Source organism: Pseudonocardia sp. ICBG1034, from assembly GCF_020131375.1.
GTDB lineage: Bacteria > Actinomycetota > Actinomycetes > Mycobacteriales > Pseudonocardiaceae > Pseudonocardia > Pseudonocardia alni.
Window position 1 is genome coordinate 1 of the sequence record NZ_JAHLEK010000016.1, and the last position, 8,848, is coordinate 8,848.

Annotated in this window: 9 protein-coding genes and 1 pseudogene; 3 read left to right on the plus strand and 7 right to left on the minus strand. The window is 76.9% G+C overall.

Annotated elements, in window-relative coordinates:
• From KPF22_RS14855 to KPF22_RS32115, 5 genes are all read right to left on the minus strand, one after another.
• A partial coding sequence (locus KPF22_RS14855; protein WP_308010399.1) for an LLM class flavin-dependent oxidoreductase occupies positions 1 to 585 on the minus strand: 585 nt, incomplete at its 3' end.
• Between the two features lie 618 nt (positions 586 to 1,203).
• Positions 1,204 to 1,854: an alpha/beta fold hydrolase gene (locus KPF22_RS14860; RefSeq protein ID WP_224400882.1), complete on the minus strand. Its 651-nt coding sequence runs from the start codon at positions 1,852 to 1,854 to the stop codon at positions 1,204 to 1,206.
• 39 nt (positions 1,855 to 1,893) lie between these two features.
• Positions 1,894 to 2,913: a site-specific integrase gene (locus KPF22_RS14865; RefSeq protein ID WP_208820836.1), complete on the minus strand. Its 1,020-nt coding sequence runs from the start codon at positions 2,911 to 2,913 to the stop codon at positions 1,894 to 1,896.
• A gap of 4 nt (positions 2,914 to 2,917) precedes the next feature.
• Entirely contained in the window at positions 2,918 to 3,589 is a 672-nt protein-coding gene (locus KPF22_RS14870) for a class I SAM-dependent methyltransferase (protein ID WP_224400883.1), read from the minus strand.
• Between the two features lie 2 nt (positions 3,590 to 3,591).
• Positions 3,592 to 3,717 (minus strand): hypothetical protein, encoded by a 126-nt coding sequence (locus tag KPF22_RS32115; RefSeq protein ID WP_255623970.1) that lies wholly within the window; start codon positions 3,715 to 3,717, stop codon positions 3,592 to 3,594.
• Between the two features lie 250 nt (positions 3,718 to 3,967).
• On the opposite strand from KPF22_RS32115, the gene KPF22_RS14875 reads away from it, so the two are divergent.
• Entirely contained in the window at positions 3,968 to 5,011 is a 1,044-nt protein-coding gene (locus KPF22_RS14875) for a response regulator receiver protein (RefSeq protein ID WP_224400884.1), read from the plus strand.
• A 55-nt stretch (positions 5,012 to 5,066) separates the two neighbouring features.
• Here the strand turns inward: KPF22_RS14875 and KPF22_RS14880 are convergent, their stop codons facing one another.
• Complete coding sequence (locus tag KPF22_RS14880; protein WP_224400885.1) at positions 5,067 to 6,647, minus strand: alpha/beta hydrolase; 1,581 nt, start codon at positions 6,645 to 6,647, stop codon at positions 5,067 to 5,069.
• A 143-nt stretch (positions 6,648 to 6,790) separates the two neighbouring features.
• On the opposite strand from KPF22_RS14880, the gene KPF22_RS32685 reads away from it, so the two are divergent.
• Both KPF22_RS32685 and KPF22_RS14890 read left to right on the plus strand, forming a co-directional pair.
• A complete protein-coding gene (locus tag KPF22_RS32685; RefSeq protein WP_208820838.1) occupies positions 6,791 to 7,942 on the plus strand; it encodes a sensor histidine kinase in 1,152 nt (383 codons plus the stop codon).
• On the plus strand, positions 7,939 to 8,613 hold the full coding sequence (locus tag KPF22_RS14890) for a response regulator (protein ID WP_374107439.1): 675 nt from the start codon (positions 7,939 to 7,941) through the stop codon (positions 8,611 to 8,613). The genes KPF22_RS32685 and KPF22_RS14890 overlap by 4 nt, the downstream gene beginning before the upstream one ends.
• A 7-nt stretch (positions 8,614 to 8,620) precedes the next feature.
• Here the strand turns inward: KPF22_RS14890 and KPF22_RS14895 are convergent.
• Positions 8,621 to 8,848: pseudogene (locus KPF22_RS14895) on the minus strand (hypothetical protein); the annotation flags it as partial.

Consider the following 8,848-nt stretch of genomic DNA (forward strand, 5'->3'; position numbering starts at 1 on the left):
GCGCGCGGCGTACTCGGCGCTCTCGCCCGCTGCATGCACCCAGACCTGTGGGGTCACGGCGTCGAGCAGGTCGACCGGCGTGCCCTGCAGTCCCGGCTCCTTGCCTGCGAGCAGGCGCAGGAGCTGGTCGCAGCGCCCGCTGAAGGTGCCCAGGCCGCGTTCGAGCAGCCGGGCCTCGACGTGCGGGCGGTCGTGGTCGAACCCGACGGTGCGCGGCGTGCGGGCGGCGACCGAGCGGCCCAGCCCGAGGTCGGTGCGGCCACCGGACAGGGCGGACAGCAGCGTCGCGTCCTCGGCCAGGCGCAGCGGCGGGTGGTAGGCGACCAGGGTGGCGGCGACGCCCAGCCGGATGTGTTCGGTCCGGGCCGCGAGGTGCGAGAGCAGCATCATCGGACTGGTCGACCCGAGCACCGGGTTGAGGTGGTGCTCGCCGACCCAGTAGCGCAGCATGCCGAGCGACTCGGCGTGGCGTGCGAGCACGATCGCGTCGGAGACGACGTCGGTGGCGGTTCCGCCGGGGGGCCGGACCGGGTTCAGGTCCAGGCAGGACAGCGGGATCGTGGACAGGGTGCACTCCTGCGACAGGCGGGGTGCACGGAGTCGGCACCGGGGATCGTCACCGGAATGTAGAGCCGCTGTGGGCGGAGGGTCAACGCGCCGGGGACCACAGCGCCGGGACTCACGGTGTCAAGGAATCATTGACGCGTACGCCCGGTCAACCGAGCGGCGACACCCGTCGGCCGCGGAGCCGGGGGAGGGGAGGCCGGCTCGCGCTGTCGGCCGGAACGACCGTGGCCGGGCCGGTCGTGCCGGCGCTACCCCGGTCGGCGCGGATCACCAGGCGGTCCGGGCCGGGGAGCCGAGGCCGGGGGCCGGTCTGGCCTCGGCTCCCCGGCCCGGTCGGTCATCGACGCCCCGTGTTCGTGCGTCGACAGGACACGTGGGCGTGCCGCCGGGGTGGACGGGTTCTCACGCCGATCGCGTCCAGGGCGGGGGCGAGGTCCGGGCGGCCGTGCGGACGAGGGGCCGCCGGCGACTCCCACGTCGCAGCCCTTCTCTGTCAATGAAGCATTGACGCCAGCGAATCGTCGACGAAACGACGACAACCGAACCGCCAAGACCGGGAGAGGCCGGCGCCGGCCGGGGAGGTCCGGTGGCCGGGCCGGCGACCGGTGTGCGGTGTGGTGTGGTGCGGACCCCGGGTCAGCGGGTCGCCGGGTCCTCGGAGCGTCGGCTCGGCCGGTGGCCCGGTGCGAGGGAGACGTGGGTGTCCTCCCAGCGGCACCACTCGCGGGCGGCGTCCTCGCGCACGGCCGGGTCGGGGTCGGCGAGCAGGGTCGCGTAGGCGTCCACGAGGCGGATGCCACGCAGGTGGGCGGGCACGGCGCCGGCGAAGCGGTCCCACGCGGAGGGGAAGATGCGGCGCATGTCCTCGGTGACCCAGCGGACCTCCCGCCCGGTCGTCGTGGTGACCGCGGCGAGGACGAGCGCGTCGACGCGCTGTGGGTGGGCCTGGGCGTAGGCGAGGGCGAGGGTGCTGCCCCAGGAGCCGCCCCGCACGACCCAGGAGTGGATGGCCAGCAGCTCGCGGAGCCGCTCGATGTCGTCGAGGAGCAGCTGTGTGGTCTGCGTGCGCCCCAGGTCGACGCCCGGGTCGGAGGCGAGCGGTCTGCTGCGGCCGCAGCCGCGCTGGTCGAGCAGCACGATCCGGTACCGCTCGGGGTCGTAGTACCGGCGGGCCCCGGCCGAGGCACCCGATCCGGGGCCCGCCGTGCAGGTCCAGCGCGGGTCGTCCGTCGGGGTTGCCGCAGGTCTCCCAGTAGAGGGCCTGGCCGTCGTCGGTGGTGAGGACACCGGCGTCGTGGGGCTCGATCGGCGGGTGGAGGGGCACGGCTACAGACCTGCCAGCAGGGCGGCGGAGTTGTCCTCCCAGGCGTTGTCGATGCGGATGTAGGCGCCGACGGTGGCCAGGGAGCGGTGTCGGGTCTGGTGGGCGATGGCCCGGTCGGAGGCGCCGCGCTGGTGGGCGTAGGTGACGTGGCCCGCGCGCAGGGAGTGCGCCGACCAGGGGCCGGGGCCGATGTCGGCACGGGCCACCGCGCGCTGGACGATCTCGTTGACCGACTCCGGGTGCAGCGGCCGGTCGGTCACCCGGTTGCCGCGGGTGACCTTGCGCAGCACCGGGCCCTCGGTGATCCCGGCTGCGTCGAGCCAGGTCCGCAGCGCGGTGACCGGGCAGCGCGCGGCCCGGTGCGCGTGCGGGAGGACGACGAGCTCGGGTTCGGTGCCGTACGGGTTGGTCTTGGAGCGGGGGATCGACAGGACGCGGCCGCGCGGGTGGTCGGCGACGTCGGCGACGGTGAGCGCGGCCAGCTCGGAGCGGCGCAGCGCGGAGAAGAACCCGACCAGCAGCAGGGCCCGGTCGCGCAGGCCGGCGAGGTCGTCCTCACCCGGGCGGGTCGCGTAGCTGCGGGTGGTGGGGCAGGCGTCGACGACGTCGTCGAGGTCGGGGGGCATCAGCGGCCGGGCCTGGACCGGCGGGGCGCCGTGGGTGCGGCGGATGCCTTCCCAGACGGCGGTGACGCGGCGGGCGTCGGTGGGGTCGGGCAGGTCGCGCATGACGTGCACGAACCGGATCGAGGACAGCCGGCGGCTGATGGTCCCGACCTTCGCCCCGGCCCCGGCGAGCTCGGTGATGTAGCCGGACAGCGCCTCGGGGGCGGCAGGCAGGGCCTCGTGCCCGTGCCGGGCGCACCAGCCGCTGAACTCCCGCCAGTCCGAGGCGTAGCCGCGACGGGTGTTGGCCGACCGGGCGGCCGCGACGTAGGCGGCCTCCTGCTCGGTCAGTGGCAGGTCCACCTGTGGTGCGAGCAGCTCGGCGCCGGGGACGCCGGTGGGGGCGGGGTCGGTCACGGGGTCATCCTGCCGGTCCCGGTGCCCGCGCCATGATCACCACGCCCGGGCCGGTCCGTTCGTCGGGATGCAGGAGGAGCTCGGCCTCGGGGTGCAGTCCGGCCCGCCCGAGGAGGTCGCGCAGCTGCTCGGGCCGCCACAGGTGGGTGGTCCAGCGGACGGGCACGCCGCCGTAGCACTCGGTGCGTTCGAGCTCGCCGTCGCCGACGTGGGTCGCCAGGATCAGCCGCCCACCGGGGGCGAGGGCGCGGGTGAAGGAGGCCAGGACGTGCGGAAGGACGTCGCGGGGCAGGTGGAACAGCGACCACCAGCCCAGGACCCCGGCGAGCGAGGCGTCGGGGACCGCGAGCTCGGTGGCCGAGCCGACCGAGAACCGGCAGTGCGGGTACAGCCGCCGGGCGTGGGCGACCATGGCGGGGGAGAGGTCCATCCCGGACGCGTCGACGCCGCGCTCCACGAGGTGGGCGGTGACCTGCCCCGGCCCGCAGCCGACGTCGAGGACCGGCCCGCGGCCCGCGACGGCGTCGGCGAAGGTGTCCATGGCGGCCCGGAGCCAGGGATGGGTGCGGACGTCACCGAGGCCGGTGGTGACGACCATGTCGACGTAGTTGTCGGCGACGCGGTCGTAGGAGTCGCGGACGGCGTCGAGGTCGGCGGGGCGCGGGACCGGGTGCACGGTCAGTGCACGACCGGGACGACGAGCAGTGCGGCGGCGGACGCCGCCGTCACCACCCGGCCCTGCCGGGTCTGCGGGCGCAGCCCCCACCCGACCCGCTTCGGCCCGATCCACGGTGTCCTGCCCATCGCTGCTCCTCCCGCCCGGGTCACGACCAGGCTATCGCCGGTGACCGGGGCCCGACGCCGCGCGGCCACGCTCGATCCCTCCGCCGCCCCCCGGTTCCCCGCGTGCTCCCGCGCGCCCCGGCGACGGTCGATGCACCCGTGGCTCGGCCGACCCGGGATTCTCTGCATTATCCCGTGTTGTGCTAGTTCAGGTAACTGAACCAAGAACCGTGCAGCAGTTCGTATGAACCGAACCGGTAGCATGGCCGACGTGACGGACACGGTGGTGCGGTGCGGATACAGCCGGTGCCGGGCGGAGCTGCCCCCGCCCGGGCCGCAGGGCGGCCGTCCGCGGTCGTTCTGCCGGGATACCCGGTGGGAGCAGGGGCGGACGTGCGCGCAGATGGCCCGCGCCGAGCGGGAGGCCCTCGGTGCTCTCGGCCTCGACACCGGGACCGGGGCGTTCGCGCTCGACGCGGACCGGCTCCGCGAGCACGTCGGCGCGCTCGCCGGGCCGGTGGCCGAGCTGTCCGGGGCGCTGACCGCTGTGCTGGACCGGCTCGACGAGATCGAGCGCGACGCCCTGGCCGCCACCGAGGCGGCCCGCGCGGGCGCCGCCGAGTCCGACGCCGCCCGTCGGCAGGCCGACACCGCCCGGGAGACGGCCGAGCGCCGGGCCCGCGAGGCGGACCGGGCCGCGACCGAGGCCCGGCAGGAGCGGGCGGAGGCGGTGACCCGGGCCGAGGAGGCCGCCGCCACCGCCCTCGCGGCGACCGAGGCCCTCGGTGCGGCGCGGCAGCAGGCCGCCGACGCCGTCGCCGCCCGGGACGCCGCCGTCGCCGACGCCCGCGAGGCCCGGGACACCGCCGCGACCGCCACCCGGGACCGGGAGGCCGCGCTGCTCGCCGCCCGGACCGCCGAGCACGAGCGCGATACCGCCCTCGCCCGCGCCGACGCCGCCACCCGCGACCGGGACCGCCTGGACGCCGACCTGACGGCGCTGCGGGCCGACCACGCCGCGGTCGTCGCCGACCGGGCGGGTCTGGTCGAGACCGTCGTCGAGCAGCGCAGCCGGCTCGCCGCGCAGCGCGACCTGCTGACCGAGGCCCGCGCCGTCGCCGAGGGGCTGCGTGCGCAGCACGAGAGCGCCCGCACCGCGGTCGAGGAGCTGACCCGCCGGCTCGACGACACCCGCCGGGAGCGGGACGGGCTCGCCGCGGAACGGGACCGGCTGCGTGCCGCGGCACCGGAGCCGGTCCCGGCCCGGATGCACCCCGACGACCTCGCGGCCCTCGCGGCCGCGGTGCGGGGGTGAGGCCCGGCGACGTCGTCGCCCACCTCGCCGTGCACGGGCACACGCACGGCTGACCTCAGCCACCCGGGACCGCCCCGGGACGGGTGGTGGCCCGCGGCGGTGTGCACACGGTGCCCGCCGCCGGCAGCGTGGTGTCGAGCAGCGTGGCCTCCACCGCGGCGTCGACGCAGGGGTCGGTGCCGTACGAGCCGTGCCCGACACCCTCGCGGGTCAGCAGGACCGCCCGGTCCAGGGTGTCGGCCGTCCGCTCCGCCCAGGCGTGGGGCGTGACCGGGTCGAGCCTGCCGCCGACCACCAGCGTCGGCGGGGCGCCCGCGCCGGTCAGCGGTGCGGTGACCCGGTCGGTGTTCGGCGCGGGCCACACCGCGCAGGCCAGCGCGCTGTAGGCGGCGCGGGTGCCGATCCGCGGTGCGTGCTCGACCGCGCGCTCGGCGGCCGCGGTGTGCGCGCCGACGTCGGCCGGGGTGTTCCAGTCCGCGCAGCGCACCGCGGTGTGCTGCTCCTGCGTCGCGGTCGGGACACCGAACGGCGAGACCGTCAGGTTGCGGTGGAGCAGGTGGGCGAGGGTGCCGTCGCCCTGTTGCGCGGTCGCCAGCGTCGTCGTCAGCACCGGCCAGAGGGTGCGTTCGCCCGCCGCGCCGCGGGCGGTCTCCAGCAGCATGGCGCCGTCGACGACGCCGGCCGGGGCGAGGCCCTCCACCACCCGGGCCGGGGCGGGGCGCCGCTCGAGACCGGCGACGAGCGCGTCGAACGCGGCGGCCGGGTCGCCGGCGCCGAACGGACAGACCGCGGCACCGTCCGTACGGCAGGTGTCGAACCAGGCGCCGAGGGTCCGCTCGCTCGCGACGGCGACCTCGTCGAGGAACTCCAGGGGGTCCCCGGTCCACAGCGTGGTGTCGACGGGCGCGTCGAGGACCATCTGCCGGACCCGGTCCGGGAACAGGGTGGCGTACATCGGGCCGACGACGGTGCCGTAGGAGATGCCGTAGTAGGTGATCGTCTCCTCGCCGAGCGCGGTGCGGAGCCGGTCCAGGTCGCGGGCGACGTTGTCGGTGGACAGGCTCGCCAGGAACGCCGGGGTCCGGTGCGTCGCGCAGCCCTCGGCCAGCGCCCTCGCCTCGGCGAGCAGGGTCGGCAGCGGGGCGCCGCCGGGGACGGCGGGGTCGGCGGCGGTGCTCGCGGCGGCCGTGGCGCGCTCGGCGTCGGTGCGGCAGCGCACCGCCGACGAGGCGCCGACGCCGCGTGGGTCCATCGCGACGACGTCGAAGCGCGCCAGCACCTCCGGCCCGAACGTGCCCGCCGACCCCGGGGTGGCGGGCATCGCGCGCAGCGTGTCGGTCGCGGCGACCCCGGGGCCGCCCGGGTTGAAGAACAGGGTGCCGATCCGGCGCTGGGGATCCGTGGCGCGGTGCCGCATCACCGCGAGGGCGACCCGGGGGCCGTCGGGGTCGGTGTACTCCTGGGGGACCTCGAGGGTGCCGCACTCCAGGCCGGGACCGCACCCGGTCCAGGTGACCGGGTCGGGCGGCGGGACGGCGGGTGCGGCGGGTACGGCCGCGGCGCAGCCGGTGACGGCCAGTGCGACGGCGGCGGCGAGTACGGCGAGCGGTCGGAGGCGTCGGTGCGGGGCGGGCATCGGGCCGATGCTGCGGCGGCCACCCGGCCGTCCGGATCGGTCCGGGGGAGTGTCCTGCCCGTGCGGGGTCCGTCCGAAGGATGAGTGCGTCCGGGCCTCGGGACGGAGGCGTCCGCACCGGTACGGGCCCTAGCCTCGGCGGCATGACCGATGTCGCGGCGTACCGGCGGTGGGTCGTCGACGGCCTGGTGGTCGTGGTGACGGCCCTGATCGGGCTGCTCATGGCCCGGTTGCGGGTGGTGTCGTCGCCGGGCGGGCCCGAGCTGCTGCTGGGTGTCGACGTCGTGGCGGGGATGCTCGCCTGCGTCGCGCTCTGGTGGCGGCGCCGCTACCCGCTGCCGGTGGCCGTGGGCGTCGTCGTGCTGTGCACGTTCTCCGAGTTCGCGTCCGTCCCGGGGCTGGTCGCGCTGTTCGCGGTCGCCGCCCGCTGCCCGGCCCGGGTCTCGGCCGCGGTGTTCCTGGGCAGCTTCGCGTCGTTCGCGGTGTACTACCTCTGGCGGCCCGCGCCGGAGGCCCCGCTGTGGCTGCTGGTCGGGGCGCTGGTGGCGGGACACGCGGCGGTGTTCGGCTGGGGGCTGGTCGTGCGCAGCCGCCGGCTGCTGGTCGAGTCGCTGCACGAGCGGGCCGCGATGGCCGAGTCCGCTGCGGCGCTGCGGGCCGAGAGCACCGCGCACGAGGCGCGGGAGGCGCTGGCCCGGGAGATGCACGACGTGCTCGGGCACCGGCTGTCGCTGCTCAGCGTGCACGCCGGGGCGCTGGCGTTCCACCGCGACGCGCCGGCGGAGGAGACCGCGCGGGCCGCCGAGGTCGTGCGGGAGAACGCCCACCGCGCCCTGCAGGACCTGCGGGAGGTCATCGGGGTGCTCCGGGCGCCGGTGGGGGAGCTGCCGCTGCCCGGGATCACCGACGTCGGGGAGCTGCTCGAGGAGACCCGCCGGACCGGGACCGCGGTCGTCCTGCACGACGGGCCCGGCGTCACCACCGGGGAGCACCCGGTGCCCGAGACCGCGGGGCGCACCGCCTACCGGCTGGTGCAGGAGGCCCTCACCAACGCGCGCACGTACGCGCCGGGTGCCCCGGTCACGGTGACGGTCACCGGCGGGGCCGGGGACGGGCTCGTCGTCGAGGTGGCGAACCCGGCACCGGCCCGGCCCGCCCGCGCCGACCGGCCGGGGGCCGGGCAGGGGCTGCGGGGGCTGGCCGAGCGGGCGACGCTCGTCGGGGGCCGGCTGGACCACGGCCCGACCCCGGACGGCGGGTGGCGGACCGGGATGCGGCTACCGTGGCCGTCGTGACCACCTCCGACCCCGTCGCGGTGCTCATCGTCGACGACGACCCGGTCGTCCGCTTCGGACTGTCGATGATGCTGCGCGGCGCCGACGGCCTGACCGTCGTCGCCGAGGCCGGGGACGGGGCCGAGGGGGTCGCGCTGGCCGAGCGGCACCGGCCCGACGTCGTGCTGATGGACATCCGGATGCCGGGCACCGACGGGCTCACCGCCACCGAGACGCTGCGCCGCCGCCCCGGCGCGCCGCAGGTCGTCGTGCTGACCACCTTCGACGCCGACGCCCACGTGCTGCGCGCGCTGCGGGCCGGCGCCGCCGGGTTCCTGCTGAAGGACACCCCGCCCGACGAGCTCGTGCTCGCCGTCCGGCACGCCGCCGCGGGCCGTCCGGTGCTCTCGCCGGAGGTGACCCGCCGGCTCATCGACCGGGTCGCCGAGACCGACCGGGACAGCACCCGGGCCGCGGCCCGGCGACGGCTGGAGCGCCTCGCCGAGCGGGAGCGCACCATCGCCCTCGATCTCGGCGCGGGCCGGTCCAACGCCGAGATCGCCGCCCGTCACCACATCAGCGTGGCGACGGTGAAGACCCATGTCTCGGCGATCCTGACCAAGCTGGACCTGAACAACCGGGTCCAGGTGGCGCTGCTGGTGCACGACGCCGGGTTGTCCCCGCCGGTCTGACGCGGCGTCAGCCGGGCGGCTGCCCGGGGGCCGCCTCCAGCTCGTCGAGGCGGGAGCGCAGCCGGCGGAGCTCGGCGAGGAGTTCGGTCCAGGTGGCCGGGTCGGGGGTGCCCGGCCCGGCGGGGTCGGGCTCGTCGCGGCGGGCGGCCTCGGTACGGGACCGCTGGATCTGCTCGGTGAACCAGCTGGCGATGGTCGCGGTCACGGTGCCCAGCACGGCGATCCCGGCGATCAT

What these genes read in the sequence shown, in the direction of transcription:
- KPF22_RS32685 (WP_208820838.1), top strand. Translation starts at nt 6,791, where the DNA reads ATGACCGATGTCGCGGCGTACCGGCGGTGGGTCGTCGACGGCCTGGTG.
- KPF22_RS14880 (WP_224400885.1), bottom strand. Translation starts at nt 6,647, where the DNA reads ATGCCCGCCCCGCACCGACGCCTCCGACCGCTCGCCGTACTCGCCGCC.
- KPF22_RS32115 (WP_255623970.1), bottom strand. Translation starts at nt 3,717, where the DNA reads ATGGGCAGGACACCGTGGATCGGGCCGAAGCGGGTCGGGTGGGGGCTG.